The organism is Pseudomonas sp. SDO5215_S409 (genome assembly GCF_054071325.1).
On sequence record NZ_JBSVWN010000036.1, the window covers coordinates 35,385 to 55,980 of the forward strand.

A 20,596-nucleotide genomic window follows, 5' to 3' on the forward strand; every position below is an offset into this window, starting at 1 on the left:
TTTTGCATCGCCGAGGCCTGCATGTCTTTCGATCTCGCCGCACGCCTGGCTGCCCGCCGTGCCGAACACCTTTATCGCCAGCGTCCGCTGCTGCACAGCCCACAAGGGCCGCAGGTGGTGGTGGACGGCCAGCCGTTGCTGGCGTTTTGCAACAACGATTACCTGGGCCTGGCCAATCACCCGCTCGTGATCGAGGCCTGGCGTGCCGGTGCGTCCCGCTGGGGCGTGGGCGGCGGCGCGTCGCACCTGGTGGTGGGCCACAGCACCCCGCACCATGAACTGGAAGAAGCGCTGGCCGACCTCACCGGACGCCCGCGGGCCTTGCTGTTTACCACCGGCTACATGGCCAACCTCGGCACGGTCACAGCGTTGGTGGGGCAGGGCGACACCGTGTTGGAAGACCGCCTCAACCATGCGTCCTTGCTGGACGCGGGGCTGTTGTCCGGAGCGCGGTTCAACCGCTATTTGCACAACGATGCCGCGAGCCTGGCGCTGCGCTTGCAAAAGGCGACCGGCAATACCCTGGTGGTCACCGACGGCGTGTTCAGCATGGACGGCGACCTGGCCGACCTGCCGGCCCTGGCCCGTGAAACACGGGCCCGAGGCGCCTGGCTGATGGTGGACGATGCCCATGGTTTTGGCCCGCTCGGGGCGAACGGGGGCGGGAGTGTCGAGCACTTCGGCTTGAGCCAGGACGATGTACCGGTGCTGGTCGGTACGCTGGGCAAAGCCTTTGGCACCGCCGGGGCGTTTGTGGCGGGCAGTGAAGAGCTGATCGAAAGCCTGATCCAGTTCGCCCGGCCCTACATCTATACCACCAGCCAGCCGCCCGCCCTGGCCTGCGCCACGCTCAAAAGCCTGCAATTGCTGCGCAGCGAGCACTGGCGGCGCGAGCACCTGAACGGGCTGATCCGCCAGTTCCGGCATGGCGCGGCGCAGTTGGGCCTGGGGTTGATGGACAGCTTTACCCCGATCCAGCCGATCCTGGTCGGTGACAGCGCGCGGGCCTTGCGCCTGTCGCAGCTGCTGCGCGAGCGTGGGGTGATGGTGAGCGCGATCCGCCCGCCCACCGTGCCCGCTGGCAGTGCGCGTTTACGTGTGACCCTGACCGCCGCCCACAGCGAAGCGCAGGTGCAGCTATTGTTAAGCGCATTGGAAGAGTGTTTCCGCTTGTTAGGCCAGGAGCCCGACCATGCGTGATCGACTGATATTGCTCCCCGGCTGGGGCCTCGGCGTGTCGCCGCTCGAACCCCTGGCCGCCGCACTGCGGGGCCTGGACGAGCACCTGCGTGTGCAGATCGAGCCGTTGCCGATGGGGGACCTCGACGATTGCCTCGACGAATTGGACGCCAGCCTGCCGGACAACGTCTGGCTGGGCGGTTGGTCGCTGGGTGGCCTGCTGGCCTCTGAACTGGCGGCGCGTCGGGGCGAGCGCTGCTGCGGCCTGCTGACGCTGGCCAGCAACCCGTGTTTTGTCGCCCACGACGGCTGGCCGAGCGCGATGCCCGCCGAGACGTTCGACGCGTTTCTGGCCGGCTGCCACGCCAACCCCGACGCCACCCTCAAACGGTTTGGCCTGCTGTGTGCCCAGGGCGCCGCAGACCCACGCGGCCTGGCGCGCCAGCTGGTGAGCGGCGCGCCCGCGGCGCCGCCGGGCGCCTTGATGCACGGCCTGGAGTGGCTGGCCCAACTGGACACCCGCGAGGCGTTGCAAGCCTTCCGCGGGCCGCAGCTGCATGTGTTTGCCGGGCGGGACGGCTTGGTGCCCGCCGAGGCCGCGAGTGATTTGCTGGCGTTGTTGCCAGATGTTGAAGTCGGCCTGATTGAACAGGCCGGTCACGCTTTTTTACTGGAAGATCCCCACGGTGTCGCGGGGGCCATCCGGGCTTTTTTGCACGAGTGCGGTGATGACTGATCTGTCCCATCCTCCGCTCCCTGGCGGCTTGCCTGACAAGCGCCAGGTGGCGGTTTCCTTTTCCCGCGCGGCGGCCAGTTACGACAGCGTCGCGCAATTGCAGCGCGATGTGGGCGATGAGCTGCTGCGCCGCGTGCCTGCGCAGCTGGCGCCGCACCACTGGCTGGACATGGGCTGTGGCACCGGGCATTTCAGCCGCGTGTTGGCCACACGGTTCGGCACGGGCCAGGGCGTGGCGCTGGATATTGCCGAAGGCATGCTCAACCACGCCCGGCCGCTGGGCGGGGCGCAGCACTTTATCGCCGGGGATGCGGAGCGTTTGCCCCTGCAAGATGCGCGGTTTGGGCTGATCTTCTCCAGCCTGGCGGTGCAGTGGTGCCCGGACTTTATCGCCGTGCTCAGCGAGGCGCAGCGGGTGCTGGCGCCCGGGGGCGTGTTGGCGTTTGCCAGTTTGTGCGTGGGCACGCTCGATGAGCTGCGCGAAAGCTGGCGGGCGGCGGACGGCATGGTGCATGTCAACCGCTTCCGGCCGTTCAGCCGCTATCAGCAACTGTGCGCCGACAGCGGCTTGCGCGTGCTGAGCCTGGAGCAGTGCGCGCATGTCTTGCATTACCCGGATGTGCGCAGCCTCACCCATGAGTTGAAGGCCCTGGGGGCGCACAACCTGAACCCCGGTCGGCCTGGCGGCTTGACGGGCCGGGCGCGGATGGCGGCCCTGATGGGCGCCTACGAGCAGTTCCGCCAGCCGAGTGGCCTGCCCGCGACTTACCAAGTGGTGTACGCCGTATTGGAGAAACCGCTATGAGCGCCGCTTATTTCATCACCGGCACCGACACCGACGTGGGCAAAACCACGGTTGCCGCCGGTTTACTGCATGCCGCGCGGCTAGCGGGCAAGAGCACGGCGGCGGGCAAGCCGGTGGCGTCGGGTTGCCAGGTGACGCCCAAGGGGCTGCGCAATGCCGATGCCTTGGCGCTGTTGGCCGAATGTTCGCTGCCGCTTGCCTACGCCGAGGTCAACCCGGTGGCGTTCGAGCCTGCCATCGCCCCGCACCTGGCGGCACGCGAGGCCGGGGTGGCGCTGACGGTGCAGTCGTTGCTCAAACCCATGCAACACATTCTCGCCAAACAGGCGGATTTCACCTTGATCGAAGGCGCGGGTGGCTGGCGCGTGCCGTTGGCCGATCAGGACAGCCTGTCGGATTTGGCCAAGGCGCTGAAGCTGCCGGTGATTTTGGTGGTGGGCGTGCGGCTGGGCTGCATCAGCCATGCCTTGCTGACGGCCGAAGCCATCGCGCGGGACGGTCTGCCATTGGCTGGGTGGGTGGCCAATATCATCGAGCCCAAGACCTCTCGTCTGGAAGAAAACCTGGCGACCTTGGCCGAACGGCTGCCCGCGCCGTTGCTGGGGCGGGTGCCCAGGCTCAAGCAGGCCGGTGCCGCGGCGGTGGCGGCGTACTTGCAATTGGACCTGCTTGATTAGTTTTGTCTAGCTAAAAAGCATTATGCCATTAGTGTTTTTGACGGGCCTTTTGCCAGGTTGTCTGCTTCAATAACGGTTCATGTTTCTTGTACAGGCAGGTTCACGCCATGGAAATCTCTGGCAGCAGTGCGTTTTACTCGGGGCTGAGCGCGATTCAGACCGGGCAGAACCGTGTCGACCAGGCCGCCGGCAAGATCGCCAGCGCCGCCACGTCCCAGCCGTCCGATGCACAAAACGACCGCTTGCGGGCGACCGACCGCGCGCAGCCGTCGAATTCGGCGAGCGACATGGTTGAAATGGCTCAGGGAAAGTTTCAGGTGGAGTTGGGCGCAAAAGTCGCCAAGGCTTCCAATGAAATGCTGGGTACGTTGATCGACACCTACGCTTGACGCCTCTGCAGGGCCTGCTTCTATGAAGGCTGGCCGCTGCGATCGCCTTACCAGACCACCGGGTCGCCTGCCACGCGGGCCCGCCCGGGTTCTCTCTTTACGCTGCGCAGCCTGACTGCGCCCTTCACCCGCTCGCTTGTGTGCAGCTTTTGGCTGTAGGCCCTGTCACGTCTACAGTTGACCCAGGTCATGACAACGGATGCTGCACGGTGCTTGACAAGGATTAGGCGTAAACGTATGTTTCAAACAACTGTTTGACCGCATCACACATCCACGCGGTTGTTCATTCCAGATACATCAGCAGAGGTTTATCGCTATGCCTGACTACAAGGCCCCCTTGCGTGATATTCGCTTCGTACGTGACGAACTGCTTGGTTACGAGGCGCACTATCAGAGCCTGCCGTCTTGCCAGGACGCTACCCCGGACATGGTCGACGCCATTCTTGAGGAAGGCGCCAAGTTCTGTGAGCAGGTGCTGGCACCGCTGAACCGCGTGGGTGATATCGAGGGGTGTACCTGGAGCGAGTCAGGCGTCAAGACGCCTACCGGTTTCAAAGAAGCCTATAAACAATTCGTTGAAGGCGGCTGGCCAAGCCTGGCCCACGACGTGGCACACGGCGGCCAAGGCCTGCCCGAGTCCCTGGGCCTGGCAGTGAGCGAGATGGTCGGCGCGGCCAACTGGTCGTGGGGCATGTACCCTGGCCTGTCCCATGGTGCGATGAACACCATTTCCGAGCACGGCACCCCCGAGCAGCAAGACGCCTACCTGACCAAGCTGGTGTCGGGCGAATGGACCGGCACCATGTGCCTCACCGAGCCGCACTGCGGCACCGACCTGGGCATGCTGCGGACCAAGGCCGAGCCTCAGGCCGACGGTTCCTACAAAGTCTCCGGCACCAAGATCTTCATCTCGGCCGGTGAACACGACATGGCCGACAACATCGTCCACATCGTGCTGGCCCGCCTGCCGGACGCGCCTGCGGGCACCAAGGGCATTTCGCTGTTTATCGTGCCTAAATTCCTGCCTAACGCCGATGGCAGCATTGGCCAGCGCAACGCGGTGTCGTGCGGTTCGCTCGAACACAAGATGGGCATCCACGGTAACGCGACCTGCGTGATGAACTTCGACGCGGCCACCGGTTTTCTGATCGGCCCGGCGAACAAAGGCCTGAACTGCATGTTCACCTTTATGAACACCGCCCGCCTGGGCACCGCGCTGCAAGGCCTGTCCCACGCCGAAATCGCCTTCCAGGGCGGCCTCAAATACGCACGTGATCGCCTGCAAATGCGCTCGCTCACCGGCCCCAAGGCGCCGGACAAAGCCGCCGACCCGATCATCGTGCACCCGGACGTGCGCCGCATGCTGTTGACCACCAAGGCGTTCGCCGAAGGCAACCGCGCCATGGTGTACTTCACCGCCAAGCAGGTCGATATCGTCAAGTACGGCACCGACGAAGACGCCAAGAAACAGGCCGACGCGCTGCTGGCTTTCATGACGCCAATCGCCAAGGCGTTCATGACCGAAGTGGGTTTTGAAGCGGCCAACCACGGCGTGCAGATCTACGGCGGCCATGGCTTTATCGCCGAGTGGGGCATGGAGCAGAACGTGCGCGACAGCCGCATCTCGATGCTGTACGAAGGCACCACCGGCATCCAAGCGCTGGACCTGCTGGGCCGTAAAGTGCTGATGACCCAAGGCGAAGCGCTCAAGGGCTTCACCAAGATCGTGCACAAGTTCTGCCAGGCCAACGAAGGCGTTGAAGCACTCAACGAGTTCGTCACCCCGCTGAATGCGCTGAACAAGGAATGGGGCGAGTTGACCATGAAGGTCGGCATGGCCGCCATGAAAGACCGCGAAGAAGTCGGCGCCGCGTCGGTGGATTACCTGATGTATTCGGGCTACGCGTGCCTGGCTTACTTCTGGGCCGACATCGCCCGTGTGGCCGCCGAAAAACTGGCGGCTGGCACCAGCGAAGAAGCCTTCTACACCGCCAAGCTGCAAACGGCACGTTTCTACTTCCAGCGCATCCTGCCGCGTACCCGTACGCACGTTGCGACCATGCTGTCGGGCGCCAATAACCTGATGGCCATGCAAGAAGAGCACTTCGACCTGGGCTACTAAGCCCCGGCCGGTTTGCCTTGAAAAGCCGCCGCTTCCCTGGGAGCGGCGGCTTTTTTGTGGGCGCCGCTCAGGGATTGCCAAAGCCTGCCGTTAAAGTGATGGCAAAGTGATACACATCCAGGCGGATGTGCTTAACTGTGCCGCATGAAGGCACTGTGCCATCTTTTACGGGCAAGTCGGAGTTTTACCCTTGTCACGCGCGTCTGCTGTGCGTTTTAGCCATTTCCTACCGTCGTTGTTGTTATTGCTGGCGGGGCTCTCGGCTGCGTACATCAAGGATCTCAACGTCTTCTTTACCTCACTGTTTAACGTGCTGCCCACCCTGGTGTTGCTGTTGGGCGGTTCGTATTGCGCGGTTTATCGGCGCCAGCGTGAGCTGTTTCTGATGATCACGGTGTACATCGCCTATTTCCTGCTGGACACCCAGACCGATTACTACCGCGACACCGGGCGCGTGCGTGAAGACGCCGCGGTGGTCTTCCACCTGTGTTCGCTGCTGCTGCCGCTGCTGTTCAGCGTGTATGCCTTGTGGCAGGAAAAAACCCACTTGTTTCGCGACTTTGTCGCGCGCGGCGCGGTGTTGTTTGCCGTGGGCTGCGTGGCATTGGCCCTGGAGCAAAGTTACCCCCAAGCGTTGCTGAGCTGGTTGGCAGAGATCCGATGGCCGGCCTTGCACGGTGCGTGGATGAGTTTGATCCAGCTGTCTTACCCGATGTTTCTGATCGGCTTCATCACGCTGGCCGCCCAGTACTGGTATCAGCCCCGCCCGTTGCATGCCGCGCAGATGGTGGGGTTGCTGGGGATTTTCTGGATGTTGCCCCAGACGTTTATCCTGCCGTTCACCCTGAACATCATGTGCAGCCAGGTGATGCTGATGATCGCCGCGGGTGTGGCGCACGAGGCTTATCAAATGGCTTTTCGTGATGAACTCACCGGCCTGCCGGGGCGGCGGGCGCTCAATGAACGCATGCAGCGGCTGGGGCGCAACTATGTGCTGGCCATGAGTGATGTCGATCACTTCAAGCGCTTCAACGACACCCATGGCCATGATGTGGGCGACCAGGTGCTGCGCCTGGTAGCCGCCAAGCTGTCAAAGGTCAACGGCGGCGGGCGGGCCTATCGGTATGGCGGGGAAGAGTTTGCCGTGGTGTTCGCGGGCAAGACCCTGGAGGAGTGCCTGCCGCACCTGGAGGAGATCCGCGAAATCATCGCCGACTACGACATCAAGTTACGCAACCCCGACCGCCCGCAAGACGACAGCCAGGGCCGCCAGCGGCGCTCGGGTAACGGCGCGTCGAGTGTGTCGGTGACCATCAGCATCGGCGTGGCCGAACGCCAGGCGCAGCAACGCACGCCCGAAGAGGTGCTCAAGTCGGCCGACCAGGCGCTGTACAGCGCCAAGGGCGCGGGGCGCAATTGTGTGATGGCCGCCGGGGAGCACCGTCGCGGGGCGATACGCGAGGGCGCCGCCGGTTGAACAGTGTACTTGTGACCAAAAAATACTTATAAGTCATGACTTGACCCTATGTGTCTCAAAAGTTGTTCGGGTACACTCGGAGCCTGTAAAACCGATCCCACACGAATCACTTTAGAGTTCCTACGAGGTTTGCCATGGCTGACTACAAAGCGCCGCTGCGCGATATGCGCTTCGTCCTCAACGAAGTTTTTGAGGTCGCCAAACTCTGGGCCCAACTGCCGGCGCTGGCCGAGACGGTCGACGTTGAAACCGTTGAGGCAATCCTCGAAGAAGCCGGCAAAGTCACCACCAAAAGCATCGCCCCCCTGAGCCGCAGCGGCGACGAAGAAGGCTGCCACTGGGACAACGGCGCGGTCACCACCCCGGCCGGGTTCAAGCACGCCTACAAAACCTATGCCGAAGGCGGTTGGGTGGGCGTGGGCGGCGACCCGACCTACGGCGGCATGGGCATGCCCAAGGCGGTTTCGGCCCAGGTCGAAGAAATGATCAACTCCTCGGGCCTGGCCTTTGGCCTGTACCCGATGCTGACTTCCGGCGCCTGCGTGTCGATCAACACCCACGCCAGTGAAGCACTGAAAACCACCTACCTGCCCAATATGTACGCCGGTGCCTGGGCGGGCTCCATGTGCCTGACCGAGCCGCACGCGGGCACTGACTTGGGGATTATTCGTACTAAGGCCGAGCCGTCGGGCGACAACGCCTACACCATCAGCGGCACCAAGATCTTCATCACCGGCGGCGAGCACGACCTCACCGAGAACATCATCCACCTGGTGCTGGCCAAGCTGCCGGACGCGCCTGCCGGGCCCAAGGGCATTTCGTTGTTCCTGGTGCCCAAGTTCATGGTCAATGCCGACGGCAGCCTGGGCGCGCGCAACGCGGTCACTTGCGGTTCCATCGAGCACAAGATGGGGATCCAGGCGTCCGCCACCTGCGTCATGAACTTTGACGAAGCCGTGGGCTACCTGGTGGGCGAACCGAACCGTGGGTTGGCGGCGATGTTCACCATGATGAACTACGAGCGCCTGGGCGTCGGTATTCAAGGCCTGGCCTCGGGCGAACGTTCCTACCAGAACGCCGTTGAATACGCGCGTGACCGCCTGCAAAGCCGCTCGCCGACCGGCCCGCAGGCGCGGGACAAAGTGGCTGACCCGATCATCGTGCACCCGGACGTGCGCCGCATGCTGTTGACCATGAAAGCGGCGAACGAGGGTGGCCGTGCGTTCTCCACCTACGTGGCCATGCAGTTGGACACCGCCAAATACAGTGAAGACGCCGCCACCCGTCAACGCGCCGACGACCTGGTGGCGCTGCTCACCCCGGTGGCCAAAGCGTTCCTCACCGACCTGGGGCTGGAAACCACCGTGCTTGGCCAGCAGGTGTGCGGCGGCCACGGTTACATCCGCGAATGGGGCCAGGAGCAGTTGGTGCGTGATGTGCGGATTACGCAGATCTACGAAGGCACCAACGGCATCCAGGCGCTGGACCTGGTGGGCCGCAAGATTGTGGGCAGTGGCGGCGCTTTTTATAAGCTGTTTGCCGACGAGATCCGCCAGTTCACCGCAATGGCCGATGCCGAGCTGGCCGAGTTCACCCGGCCGCTGAACGCAGCCGTGGACGAGCTTGATGAGTTGACCGCCTGGGTGCTGGACCGCGCCAAGTCCAACCCGAACGAAATCGGCGCGGCTTCGGTTGAGTACCTGCATGCGTTTGGCTACATGGCCTATGCATACATGTGGGCGCGCATGGCCAAGGCGGCCTTGGGCAAGGCCTCGCAGGAAGATTTCTACGCCAGCAAACTGGGCACGGCGCGCTTCTACTTCGCGCGTTTGCTGCCGCGCATCGCGTCCCTCAGTGCCTCGGTGAAGGCGGGCAGCGAGTCGCTGTTTTTGCTGGATGAGGCGCTGTTCTGACCGGGATGGGGGCGTGTAAGCATTCTCTTACGTGACGTGCTGCTATTCGCCCTCTATCGCCAAATTGGATCCATCGATAATCTACTTCACATGGACGTCGCGCAGGAAGCGCAAAGCAACAACAGGGACACGTAGGATTCTGCCAGGATGGTGGAGTGAAAGGGATGTCAGGGAAACAGTCTGCAAAACCCCGCTTCGGCGGGGTTTTCTTATTGCCCGCGAAAAAGTTCAGGCAGTGTCCTGCGGCGCATTCATCACGCCCTCGAGCAGTGTGCGCAACAACGCCAGGGTGGCTTGTTGGCGCTGCACGTCCCGGCACACCAACCCCACCTTGAGCGGCACGCGGGGCTCGCTGATGGGTTTCCACAACAGTGCCTTGCTGTTGTGCGCGTCTTGCGAGCGCCCCGGCAACACCGTTGCCAGCCGGGTGTACGGCAAGCTGTCGAGAATGCCGGCCATGGTATTCAACTCGGCTTGCACCTGCGGCCGTCGGCCCAGGTTGGCCAATTGGCCCTGCCAGATTTGCCGCACCTGAAACTCTTCCCCCAACAGCAGCATGGGCAGTTCGGCCGCTTGCTTGAGCGAGACTTTCTTGAATTCGCGCAAGGGATGATCCGCCGGGATGACCACCTTCAGTTCATCTTCATACAGCAACACGCCATGCAGCCCTGGCTGGCGTGGCGGCAGGTAGCTGATGCCGATGTCCAGGGAGCCGTTGAGCAAGCGCCGCTCGATCTCAAGCCCGGTCAATTCGTAGATCTGCACCACCAGGTGCGGCTGGGCCTTGCGCACCCGTTCCAGCATCTGCGGCACCAGGCTGGTGTGCACGGTTTGCAGCACGCCGATGGCCAGCGTCCGCAAGGCCTGGCCCTTGAAGTTGCGCAGCGCCTCCACCGCCTGTTGCATGCCGTCGAGCAAGGGCAGGGCGTGGTTGTACAACGTGTGGGCGGCGAGGGTGGGCAGCAGGCGCTTGTTGGTGCGCTCGAACAGGTGAACATCGAGGTTCTGTTCAAGCTGGCGAATCTGCTGTGACAGCGCAGGCTGGGAGATCGACAGGCGCTCGGCTGCCCGTCCTACGTGACCTTCTTCATACACCGCGACGAAATAACGCAGTTGCTTGAAATCCATAAGTGATTCTTATCGAAAAAGCTGGAAAATCGAAATGGCTGTGTGCCCGGCAGGGGCCTAGTCTAGCGCCATTCACAGGGCTTGCAGGGCCGGAACGGGCGATGAATAGCGTTTATTTCGACGGTGTTTACATAGGCAATGCAAACAATCATCAGCAGGCGTTGGGCGTTGCTGTCAACCCATGTCCTCTTGCGGGCGGGGTGTTTTCATGAGCCTGTTCAATCGGCGTCGTACGGCCCCCAGTCTCGACGATTTGATGTTGCACACCCCACAGCCCGCGCGGCCGGGTGACTGCCTGATGCCCACCGTGGCCCGCCCGCCCCAGGTGTTCGTGCGCGGCCAGGGCTCCTGGTTATGGGGCCGCGATGACCGCGCCTACCTGGACTTTGCCCAGGCCGGTGGCGCCAACAGCCTTGGCCACAGCCCGGCCGTGCTGGCCAAGGCCCTGGCCGACCAGGCCCTGACGTTGATCAACCCCGGAAGCGGCCTGCACAACCTCCATCAACTGAACCTCGTCGAGCGCCTGTGCGAGTGGACCGGCAGCGACCAGGCCTACCTGCTCAACAGCGGCACGCAAGGCTGCGAAGCGGCGATCAAGTTGGCGCGCAAATGGGGCCAGCGCCATCGCGGCGGGGCCTATCACATCATCACCGCCCGTCACGCCAGCCATGGCCGCAGCTTTGCCGCGATGGCGGCGTCCTCGGTGGCCGGCCAGAACCGTTTCGAGCCCCAGTTGCCGGGCTTCAGCCACGTTCCGTTTAACGACCTGCCGGCGCTGCACGCGGCCGTGGATGCCAAGACCGTGGCGATCATGCTGGAGCCGATCCAGGGTGAGGCGGGCGTCATTCCCGCGACCGAGCATTACCTCAAGGGGGTCGAGCGGCTGTGCCGCGAATTGGGCATTTTGCTGATCCTCGATGAGGTCAACACCGGCATCGGCCGCTGCGGCACACTGCTGGCCGAACAACATTATGGCGTGCGCGCCGACATCCTCACCCTCGGCAAAGGCCTGGGCGGCGGCGTGCCCCTGGCGGCCTTGCTGGCCCGGGGCAGCGCCTGCTGTTTTGAGCCCGGCGAGCTTGATGGCACCCACCATGGCAATGCACTCATGGCGGCGGCGGGCGTGGCGGTGCTCGACACGGTGTTGCACGGTGGGTTTTTCGACCACGTGCAGGACGTGGGCCAGGCCCTCAGCGAAGGACTCATGTGCCTTGCCCATCGCTACGCACACGGCGGGCTGCGCGGTCGGGGCCTCATGTGGGGCCTGAGCCTGTCGGACGATTCGGCTGATGCGCTGGTGACGGCTGCTCTTGCCGAAGGGCTGATCCTCCACGCACCGCAAGCGGACTGCCTGCGCTTTACGCCTGCGCTTAACGTCAGCAAGCGCGACGTCGAGGAGATGCTCCAGCGCCTGTCCCGCGCCTTTGCCCGGGTGCGTACGGCGCAATTGCACTGCCGCAAGGGCATTGCGGTTTAACCGGCTTTTTCCTGAACCGTCTCGCGGTATTCGCGGCGCCCCCGGCCGGTTTTCTGGCCGGGGGCATTTTTTGCGCCACGCCTTGAGAGTGGCCCAATGCTAGCGGGGCACTGAACCCTCACGAACCCGCAAGGTCGATTAGCTGTACGGCTCGCACGAGCCGATTTTCAGGAGCTGACCCCATGGACTTCATTCGTATCATCATCGCCATCCTGCTGCCGCCATTGGGTGTGTTTCTGCAAGTGGGCTTTGGCGGCGCGTTCTGGCTGAATATTCTGCTGACGTTGTGCGGTTATATCCCGGGCATCGTGCACGCGGTGTACATCATCGCCAAGCGTTGAACCTCAGCCTTTCGCGATGAGCCGGGAATTGCGCTCATTGCGAAAGGCCAGTTGTTCGATGGTCTGGGTCGCGTGTTCGGCGTCTTCGCGCGCCTGAAGGATCACGCCGTGGTGCGCGGACTTGCTGCACACCGGGTCGGCCTGGCTGGCGTCGCCTGTGAGCATGAAGGCCTGGCAGCGGCAGCCGCCAAAGTCCTTTTCTTTCTCGTCACACGAACGGCAGGGCTCGGGCATCCAGCTGTAGCCGCGAAAGCGGTTGAAGCCGAATGAGTCGTACCAGATGTGCTGCAGGCTGTGGTCGCGCACATTCGGAAATTGCACCGGCATCTGTCGGGCGCCATGACAGGGCAGGGCGGTTCCGTCTGGCGTTACGGTGAGAAAAATACTGCCCCAACCGTTCATGCAGGCTTTTGGGCGTTCCTCGTAGTAATCCGGCGTCACAAAGATCAGCTTGCACGGGTGGCCCTGCGCCTCAAGTTTGGCGCGGTACTCGTTGGTGATGCGTTCAGCGCGTATCAACTGTTCACGGGTGGGCAACAGGCCGACACGATTGAGCTGGGCCCAGCCATAGAATTGGCAGGTGGCGAGTTCGACAAAGTCGGCTTCAAGGGCGATACACAGCTCGATGATGCGGTCGATCTTGTCGATGTTGTGCCGGTGCGTGACGAAGTTCAGCACCATCGGATAACCGTGGGCTTTCACTGCACGGGCCATGTCCAGTTTCTGCGCGAAGGCTTTTTTTGAGCCTGCCAACAAGTTGTTCACTTGCTCGTCGCTGGCCTGGAAACTGATCTGGATGTGGTCCAGCCCGGCTTTCTTGAAGTCGCTGATTTTCTGCTCGGTAAGGCCGATGCCAGAGGTGATCAGGTTGGTATAAAACCCCAGCTTTCGCGCCTCGCCGATCAGTTCGGCGAGGTCCTGGCGCACCAGCGGTTCACCGCCGGAAAACCCCAACTGCGCAGCCCCCATCTCCCGGGCTTCGCGAAACACCTTGATCCATTGTTCGGTGCTCAACTCCTTGCCTTGCTCGGCAAAGTCCAGGGGGTTAGAGCAATACGGGCATTGCAGCGGGCAGCGGTAGGTCAGCTCGGCGAGCAACCACAGCGGCAGGCCCACCTCGGGCTTGTCAGGCAAGGGTGATCCAGTGCTCGGCACGGGCGACCTCCATGAACTGCTCAATGTCGTCGCCCAGCTCGGGCACGCCAGGGAATTGTTGCGCCAGCGCGTCGATGATGGCCGTTACATCGCGCTCGCCGTCGATCAGGCCGCCAATCAACGCGGCGCTGTCGTTGAGCTTGATCATGCCTTCGGGGTAGAGCAGCACGTGGCCCTTTTGCGCCGGTTCGTACTGGAAGCGGTAACCCGGGCGCCAGGCCGGTTTTTGGCGGCGATCGATGCTCATAGGGCGATTCCTTTATGCCAGACGCGCGCGTCGGTCACGCTGTGATACGGCGGGCGATTCAATTCGTAAGCCATGCTCATGGCGTCGAGCATGCTCCAGAGGATATCCAGCTTGAACTGCAGGATTTCCAGCATGCGCTCCTGGCCTTCGCGGGTGGTGTAGTGCGCCAGCGTGATGGCCAGCCCGTGCTCCACGTCGCGCCGGGCCTGGCCCAGGCGGGTACGGAAATAGTCGTAGCCGGCCGGGTCGATCCAGGGGTAATGCTGGGGCCAGCTGTCCAGGCGCGACTGGTGGATCTGGGGGGCGAACAGTTCGGTCAACGAGCTGCTGGCCGCTTCCTGCCAGTTGGCGCGGCGGGCAAAGTTCACGTAGGCGTCTACCGCAAAACGCACGCCTGGCAGTACCAATTCCTGCGAGCGCAGTTGGTCCGGGTCCAGCCCCACGGCCTGGCCCAGGCGCAACCAGGCTTCAATGCCACCGTCTTCGCCGGGGGCGCCGTCGTGGTCGAGCAGGCGCTGGATCCACTCGCGGCGCACGTCCCGGTCGGGGCAGTTGGCCAGGATCGCGGCATCCTTGAGCGGGATGTTCACCTGGTAATAAAAGCGGTTGGCGACCCAGCCCTGGATTTGTTCGCGGGTGGCGCGGCCTTCGTACATCGCCACATGGTAGGGGTGATGGATATGGTAGAAGGCGCCTTTGGCGAGCAGGGCCTGTTCAAACTCGGTGGTGCTCAGCGGTGTGTCAGTCATTGGGTTCATTCCTACAATTGGATGCTCATGCCGTCGTAGGCTACTTCTACATTACGTCGCACCAGTTCGGCCCGTTCGGGAGAGTCTTCATCCAGGATCGGGTTGGTGTTGTTGATGTGGATCAGCACCTTGCGCTGTTCGGGCAACTGCTCCAGCACCTGCAGCATGCCGCCGGGGCCGTTTTGCGCCAGGTGGCCCATCTCGCGGCCGGTGCGGGTGCCCACGCCACGGCGCTGCATTTCGTCGTCATCCCACAGCGTGCCGTCCACCAGCAGGCAGTCGCTGGCGGCCATGATCTCCAGCAACGGGCCATCGACCTTGCCCAGGCCCGGCGCGTAGAACAGTTTGCCGCCGGTGCGCAGGTCTTCGACGATCAGGCCGATGTTGTCGCCCGGATGCGGGTCGAACCGGTGCGGTGAGTAGGGCGGCGCCGCGCTGCGCAGCGGTAGCGGCGTGAAGCGCAGGTTGGGGCAGGCCGGGATGGTGAAATGTTGGTCCAGTTCGATGCGGTTCCAGTCCAGGCCGCCGTTCCAGTGGGTCAGCATCTTGAACAGTGGAAAACCCGTGCTCAGGTCTTCATAAACCATGTCGGTGCACCAGACCGCGTGTGGGCAGCCTTCGCGCAGGCTGAGCAGGCCGGTGGTGTGGTCGATCTGGCTGTCCATCAGGATGATCGCGCCGATGCCGGTGTCGCGCAGGGCCCGGCCCGGTTGCATCGGGGCAAAGCCCTGGAGTTGCGCGCGGATGTCCGGCGAGGCGTTGCACAGCACCCAGTTCACGCCGTCATCGGACAGCGCGATGGACGACTGCGTGCGGGCCTGTGCCCGCAGGCTGCCGTCGCGAAAGCCTGCGCAATTGGCGCAATTGCAGTTCCACTGCGGGAAACCGCCGCCCGCGGCGGACCCTAGAATCTGGACGAACATGACCGCTTCCTTCCCCAACACTCAAAAATAAAAACGCCCCGGGCGAGCCGAGGCGTTGCAGTGCGATACAAAGCCAATCAGCGATTGGCAAAGTACATGGTGACTTCAAAGCCGATGCGCAGATCAGTGTAAGCAGGTTTGGACCAGGTCATATTCATACTCCTACGTAGGGATGGGACGTTTACTACAAAGCTAATACATATAGTCCATCTCCAGACGGAGACGTTCAGACGACTGCGCAGGAATCTTACGCACTTGTTGTAAAGGTAGCGCTATCTTGATCAAGAAAATCTTTTACAACGGCTGCAATGATCCCTTCAGCCCTAGCCCTGGAAGGCCTTATTGGTCAGGTAGAACCCGCCTGCGGTGCCCGCATTGAGTTGCTGAGCGGCGTCGAGCAGGTCTTGCCGTGTGCGGCTCCCGATCAGTGCCTGCAACTGCGCCAGATAATCCGACGGATGGCCGGCCAGCGAAGCCTGCCAGAGGAGTTCGGCGGCCTCGGCGGTGGGCAGCGTGGTGGCGCAAAACTGTTGCGCCAGGGCCGTGGCCGCGTCTTTGACCGTGTCGATCAGCCCGGGCAACTGCTGAAGAAATGCGTGCACCTGCTCGACGATGTTTTCAACGCTGGCACTAGGGGACTGCACGCCAAACAGCAGGCCGGTGTGGCCGTTGAATTGTCGGATGCCGCTGAATACGGCGTAGCCCAATTGCAGTTCCACCCGCAGACGTTGATAAAACGGCGGTTGGGCCAGGTGGGCCAGCAATCGCCAGCAGGCCTCGTCGGCCAGTGCAGCGGTGGGCACCGGGTAAAACAGCAGCACGGCGGCTTCGGCGGAACCCGTGTTCAGGGTGTGATAAACCCGCTGGTCGCGCGCGTGCAGGGGCGCGTGGCTGCCCGTTTGCGCGTGCCCCGGCAGACGCCCCGCCGCACTTTTGATCGCCGCTTCACAGGCCGCGGGCAATCCTACGCCCAAGCCCTGCCAGCAGGCGGTTGACCCCGCAGCGGGCAACGGCGCGAGGGCCGTGTGGGACCCGATGTTTTCAGGCGTGGCGCCGGTGCAATAGCCGGGCAATGCCTTGAGCAGTTGTCGAATCGCCATCGTGGGTGGCGTGTGAGACGGTGGCCGCGACCCCGTGTCGTCGGCGGGCATGTTCAGGCGGCGTGCGACCTGCTCCAGCACGGCTGGCATGGGTTCGTGCAGACCGCTGAGTTTGAGCTGCCAGTCATTGCCCGCTGCGTCGAAGGATAAAACCACACCGGCCTGGCGTGCCTGCTCGCTCAATGCCTGCAGGCTGTGTTCCAAGCGTGGGAAAACATCCCCATGCACGGGCGAATCGAAGCGCCAGCGCAGGTAAAGGGCGCCCTCGCCGGTGTCATCCGGGAGCGCATGGCTGAAGGTCAAGGCCGGCAGGTCTTTTCGCCCCCGCGAGCGGTCCTGGGCAAATGTGCGCAAGCCGCGATGGGCGCTGGTCTGACCGCGAATCAGCCCCGGGCGTTGTTCTTTGACCGCCGTGCGCAAGAACGGGTTGAGCGCGGGTAATTGCCAGGCTTCCCGGGCCGCTGGTAAATGCAGCGACATCAACAGCGCCTTGAGGGCGGCCGCATCGGCGTCGGACAGGTGTGGCGCCCAGCCTTGGATGTCTTGCCGGGCCAAGGCCAGTGCGCCGCTCACCTGTTGTTGGCGGGCGATCAGCAAGGTGTACTCTTCGCGCAGTTGCGTCCAGTCGCTGTGTGCGAAAAAGCTCAGCCAGTCGTGCAGCAGGGTTTGCACGGGCGGTGGGTTGTCATCGCACAGGGTGATGCCGATCGACAGTAATGCCTGCTGCCCGAACTGATAAAGCGGCTTGGCGTGCAGCCCACTGGCCCAGCGCCGGGTGTGCAGTTCGGCGAGCAAGCCGCCCGTTGCCGAGGTGTTCAGCCAGGTGCAGAGAAAATCCAGGGCCTGGGCAGGCGCGTCACCGGCGATCAGTTGGTGCCACTGACGGCCGCTTGCCTGAACGTAGCGGTGTTCATCGCTTGCCAACAAAGCGGGCGCGGCGATTTGTTCTCGGTGCTGGCCGGGCGTGAGCCGTTCACTGAACCGCTGAGCCAGGGTGTGCAGGTCGGCTAACGGCTGGGGGCCGCACAGGCTCAGGCTCATCTGGCCGGTCTGATAAAAACCTTGGTAAAACGCCCGCAACGCCTGCTGAAAATCCTCACGCGATACGGGCAATGTGTCGCGGTTGCCCGCGTGAAAACCCCGCAGGGGATGGCCCTCGGCAACGCCTTGGAGCAGCGCTTGCTCATGTTGCGCGGCCTCATCGGTGGACCAGGCCACATATTCCGCGTGCAGCACTTCGCGTTCGCGCACCTGGTCATCCAGCGCCAGGCGCGGTTGCGTCAGCATGTTGGCCAGGCGTTCCAGGGCGGCCTCGAACACCGCCGTTGGCACCTCAAAGAAAAAGTCCGTGGTGCGTTCACGGGTGCTGGCGTTGACCTGGCCACCGTGGCGCTGCACGTAGGCCATCAACCCTTCGCGGGCAGGAAAACGCTCGGTGCCCAAGAACAGCAGGTGTTCCAGAAAGTGCGCCAGCCCAGGCCAGGCCAACGGTGCATCGTGGCTGCCTGCCGCCACGCGCAGCACGGCGGCGCAGCGTTTGAGGCGCGGGGCATGGCGCAGGGAAACCCGCAGGCCGTTGGCCAGGGTCAGTTGACGGTGATGAGGGTGGGCCGGCGCAGGCATGGGCACTTCCAGAACGGGGGACGTGCCTATGCTACCGGATCAGGGTTTATGCAGCGCGCTGTAAAGCTCGGGCCGGCGGTCGGCAAGGTAGCGGTTGGCTGCGCGTGAGTCGTGCATGCGCTGGCGGTCCAGCGTGCCGATGATCAGGGCCTCATCCCGCCCGGCCAGGGCGATCCGCTGCCCGTCCGGCGCGGTGAGGCTGCTTTGCCCGCAGTACTCGATCGCACCCTCGCGGCCGCAGTAGTTGGCGTAGGCCAGGTAGCACTGGTTCTCGAACGCACGGGCGCGCACGGTCACGTCGGCGACAAAGTCGAAGGGCACCATGTTGGCGGTGGGCACCAGGATCAGCTCTGCCCCGGCCAGGGCCAGGCGGCGGGTGTTTTCGGGGAACTCCACGTCGTAGCAAATCAGCAAGCCCAGTTGCCAGCCATTCAGTTCGACCAGCGGGCAATCATCCTCGCCTGCGCTGAACATCGAATGGTCAAGCTCACCGAACAAGTGGGTCTTGCGGTAATTGCACACACGCTGGCCGTGGGCGTCGATCAACTGCACGGCGTTGAAGACCCGGCCGTCTGCGCTGCGCTCGGGGTAGCCATACACAATCGCCATGCCCGCGCGTTTGGCCAGGGCGGCGATGAACTGCGCGCTGGGCCCGTCCTGATCTTCCGCCAGGGCGGCGGCCGCCTGGGCGCCGATGTTGTAGCCGGTCAGAAACATCTCGGGCAGCACCAGCAGCTCGGCGTCGCCCGCTTCGGGCACGAGGCGTTGCAGGCGCTGGAGGTTGCCCGCCACGTCCAGCGGCAGCGGCGGGCATTGATAAAGGGCGACACGCATGAGGCGGCTCCTTATTCGGGTAGGGCGATCGGGCCGATCTCGTCGAACACATCCCCGGGGCCCGGGTTTTGCGCATGGGTGCTGCCGCCAAAGTGGGTCATGATGCCCCACACCGCGTTCAGCGAGGTTTGCACCGCGCCTTCCACCCACGCGGGGGTCCAGGACACATCGTCACCGGCGATGAAAATGCCGCGTTGCTCGGCGGGCATGTCCTTTTGCATGAAGTGCGCGTACATGCGCTGGTTGTAGCGGTAGTGGCCCGGCAGGGCGCCTTTGAAGGCTCCGAGGAAATGCGGGTCGGCTTCCCACGACACGGTGATCGGGTCGCCGATGATGCGTGCGGCAATATCCACCTTCGGATAGATCTTTTTCAGCGCATCGAGGGCCAGTTTCACGCGTTTGTCGATGGGCTGCGGGAGCATCTTCAGCGCATCGCTCATCCACGAGTAGGACAGGCAGATGACGCCCGGCTTGTCGTCGCCGTTGTCGAACAGGTAGGTGCCCCGGGTCAGGCGGTCGGTGAGGGTCATGCTCATCAGGTCGCGGCCGGTTTGCGGGTCTTTGTCCTTCCAGAACGGCCGGTCGACCATCACAAAGGTTTTTGACGACTGCATGTAGCGGGTGCGGTCGAGGGCCATCCACATTTTTTGCGAGAACAGGGTTTCGTCGCACTCGATCTGAGTGGTCAGCAGCCAGCTCTGGCAGGTGGTCAGCACGGCGGCGTATTCGCGGGTGTCGCCGTAGTTGTCGGTGACGGCGAAACGTCCACCTGGCGCGTGGGCAATACGCTTGACCCCGGCCCGCGGCGCGCCGTGGTGCAAGGCACTCAGCGAGGTGCCCTGCGGCCAATGGGCGCAACGCTCCGGCACATGGCGCCAGATGCCCATGGGCACTTGCGCGACGCCGCCGACCACCAGGTGCTGGTGATCGTCGCAGTTGGTCATGACCACGCGGAAAATTTCCAGCATCGAGTTGGGGAAGTCCGAGTCCCAGCCGCCGGTGCCGAAACCGACCTGGCCGAACACTTCGCGGTGCAGGAACGAGAGTTTGGCGAAGGATTTGGAGGTTGCCACGAAGTCGTAGAAGGTGCGGTCGTCCCACAACGGAACCAGCGTATTCCACAGTGCCTTGAGGCGCGGTACGTCACGGTCGCGGATGGCTTGCTGGATGTCGGCGAATTGCGAGCCGGCTTCCAGGGCGTCGGCCCAGGCGTCGGCAACTTCCTGGAACAGTGCAGGCAGGTCGGACAGTTTTTGTGCGTAATGGGTCTGGCCTTCCAGGTCGATGACCGTACTGCCCGACGCCGGGGTGAGCGGGTTAGGGAAGGGTTTGGTTTCAAGGCCCAGCTTGTCCACGTAGTGGTAGAACGCGGTGGACGACACCGGAAAACGCATGCCGCCCAGCTCGGCGATGATGCCCTCGGCCCCTTCAAAAGCCTGTGAACGCAGGCGGCCGCCCATTTTCGAGGCCTCATACACCACCGGCTTCAGGCCCAGCTTCATCAACTCATAGGCTGCCACCAGCCCGGCGATCCCCGCGCCGACAATCGCCACTTCGGCGCCATGGTGGGCGGCGGGAATACTGCCCAGGCCGGCCGGGTGGTCGATCCAGTCGTCAAACGCGAACGGAAAGTCGGGGCCAAAGACGGTGACGGGTTTTTTACCGTCTGCGGGGTGGCGATGGGGCTTGTGGGTGGCGTTCATGGCTGACCTTGCTGGCAA

The 20,596-nt window shown here is 63.4% G+C and carries 19 protein-coding genes; 10 read left to right on the forward strand and 9 right to left on the reverse strand.

All coding sequences use genetic code 11. The features are described 5' to 3' along the window. Positions 1-21 precede the first annotated feature (21 nt). The 8 genes from bioF to ACW9H9_RS18460 all read left to right on the forward strand — a co-directional run bounded on the left by bioF (position 22) and on the right by ACW9H9_RS18460 (position 9,298). Positions 22-1,200, forward strand: a complete 1,179-nt coding sequence (gene bioF, locus ACW9H9_RS18425; RefSeq protein ID WP_457344614.1) for an 8-amino-7-oxononanoate synthase — start codon at positions 22-24, stop codon at positions 1,198-1,200. After that, on the forward strand, positions 1,193-1,915 hold the full coding sequence (locus tag ACW9H9_RS18430) for an alpha/beta fold hydrolase (RefSeq protein WP_457344615.1): 723 nt from the start codon (positions 1,193-1,195) through the stop codon (positions 1,913-1,915). The genes bioF and ACW9H9_RS18430 overlap by 8 nt, the downstream gene beginning before the upstream one ends. Next, positions 1,908-2,720, forward strand: a complete 813-nt coding sequence (gene bioC / locus ACW9H9_RS18435; RefSeq protein ID WP_457344616.1) for a malonyl-ACP O-methyltransferase BioC — start codon at positions 1,908-1,910, stop codon at positions 2,718-2,720. Before ACW9H9_RS18430 ends, bioC begins: the two co-directional genes overlap by 8 nt. After that, entirely contained in the window at positions 2,717-3,397 is a 681-nt protein-coding gene (gene bioD / locus ACW9H9_RS18440) for a dethiobiotin synthase (RefSeq protein ID WP_457344617.1), read from the forward strand. The genes bioC and bioD overlap by 4 nt, the downstream gene beginning before the upstream one ends. 107 nt (positions 3,398-3,504) lie before the next feature. Next, positions 3,505-3,786, forward strand: coding sequence for a pyrroloquinoline quinone biosynthesis protein PqqE (locus tag ACW9H9_RS18445; RefSeq protein ID WP_457344618.1), 282 nt, complete (start codon positions 3,505-3,507; stop codon positions 3,784-3,786). 316 nt (positions 3,787-4,102) lie between these two features. Beyond that, positions 4,103-5,908 (forward strand): phenylacyl-CoA dehydrogenase, encoded by a 1,806-nt coding sequence (locus tag ACW9H9_RS18450; RefSeq protein ID WP_457344619.1) that lies wholly within the window; start codon positions 4,103-4,105, stop codon positions 5,906-5,908. Positions 5,909-6,098: 190 nt separating this feature from the next. Further along, on the forward strand, positions 6,099-7,385 hold the full coding sequence (locus tag ACW9H9_RS18455) for a diguanylate cyclase (protein WP_457344620.1): 1,287 nt from the start codon (positions 6,099-6,101) through the stop codon (positions 7,383-7,385). Between the two features lie 134 nt (positions 7,386-7,519). Beyond that, entirely contained in the window at positions 7,520-9,298 is a 1,779-nt protein-coding gene (locus ACW9H9_RS18460; protein ID WP_457344621.1) for an acyl-CoA dehydrogenase C-terminal domain-containing protein, read from the forward strand. Between the two features lie 228 nt (positions 9,299-9,526). On the opposite strand, the gene ACW9H9_RS18465 is transcribed toward ACW9H9_RS18460, so the two are convergent. Next, a complete protein-coding gene (locus tag ACW9H9_RS18465) occupies positions 9,527-10,426 on the reverse strand; it encodes a LysR family transcriptional regulator (protein ID WP_457344622.1) in 900 nt (299 codons plus the stop codon). 208 nt (positions 10,427-10,634) lie between these two features. On the opposite strand from ACW9H9_RS18465, the gene ACW9H9_RS18470 reads away from it, so the two are divergent. Together ACW9H9_RS18470 and ACW9H9_RS18475 are read left to right on the forward strand one after the other, a co-directional pair. Next, complete coding sequence (locus ACW9H9_RS18470; protein WP_457344623.1) at positions 10,635-11,903, forward strand: aspartate aminotransferase family protein; 1,269 nt, start codon at positions 10,635-10,637, stop codon at positions 11,901-11,903. A gap of 182 nt (positions 11,904-12,085) precedes the next feature. Then, complete coding sequence (locus ACW9H9_RS18475) at positions 12,086-12,244, forward strand: YqaE/Pmp3 family membrane protein (RefSeq protein WP_003228885.1); 159 nt, start codon at positions 12,086-12,088, stop codon at positions 12,242-12,244. Between the two features lie 3 nt (positions 12,245-12,247). On the opposite strand, the gene pqqE is transcribed toward ACW9H9_RS18475, so the two are convergent. The 8 genes from pqqE to ACW9H9_RS18515 all read right to left on the reverse strand — a co-directional run bounded on the left by pqqE (position 12,248) and on the right by ACW9H9_RS18515 (position 20,578). Next, positions 12,248-13,378 carry a pyrroloquinoline quinone biosynthesis protein PqqE gene (gene pqqE, locus ACW9H9_RS18480; protein WP_457344624.1) on the reverse strand — a complete coding sequence of 377 codons (1,131 nt, stop codon included), beginning with the start codon at positions 13,376-13,378 and terminating at the stop codon, positions 12,248-12,250. Then, positions 13,371-13,646, reverse strand: coding sequence for a pyrroloquinoline quinone biosynthesis peptide chaperone PqqD (gene pqqD, locus ACW9H9_RS18485; RefSeq protein ID WP_457344625.1), 276 nt, complete (start codon positions 13,644-13,646; stop codon positions 13,371-13,373). The genes pqqE and pqqD overlap by 8 nt, the downstream gene beginning before the upstream one ends. Next, positions 13,643-14,395, reverse strand: coding sequence for a pyrroloquinoline-quinone synthase PqqC (gene pqqC, locus ACW9H9_RS18490; protein WP_457344626.1), 753 nt, complete (start codon positions 14,393-14,395; stop codon positions 13,643-13,645). Before pqqC ends, pqqD begins: the two co-directional genes overlap by 4 nt. Positions 14,396-14,406: 11 nt before the next feature. Then, positions 14,407-15,318 (reverse strand): pyrroloquinoline quinone biosynthesis protein PqqB, encoded by a 912-nt coding sequence (gene pqqB / locus ACW9H9_RS18495; RefSeq protein ID WP_457344627.1) that lies wholly within the window; start codon positions 15,316-15,318, stop codon positions 14,407-14,409. A 77-nt stretch (positions 15,319-15,395) separates the two neighbouring features. Beyond that, on the reverse strand, positions 15,396-15,470 hold the full coding sequence (gene pqqA, locus ACW9H9_RS18500) for a pyrroloquinoline quinone precursor peptide PqqA (RefSeq protein WP_457344641.1): 75 nt from the start codon (positions 15,468-15,470) through the stop codon (positions 15,396-15,398). Between the two features lie 171 nt (positions 15,471-15,641). Beyond that, positions 15,642-18,041, reverse strand: coding sequence for a pyrroloquinoline quinone biosynthesis protein PqqF (gene pqqF / locus ACW9H9_RS18505; protein ID WP_457344628.1), 2,400 nt, complete (start codon positions 18,039-18,041; stop codon positions 15,642-15,644). 39 nt (positions 18,042-18,080) lie between these two features. Beyond that, entirely contained in the window at positions 18,081-18,875 is a 795-nt protein-coding gene (locus tag ACW9H9_RS18510) for a carbon-nitrogen hydrolase family protein (RefSeq protein WP_457344629.1), read from the reverse strand. Between the two features lie 11 nt (positions 18,876-18,886). After that, entirely contained in the window at positions 18,887-20,578 is a 1,692-nt protein-coding gene (locus ACW9H9_RS18515) for a flavin monoamine oxidase family protein (RefSeq protein ID WP_457344630.1), read from the reverse strand. Positions 20,579-20,596: the final 18 nt, after the last annotated feature.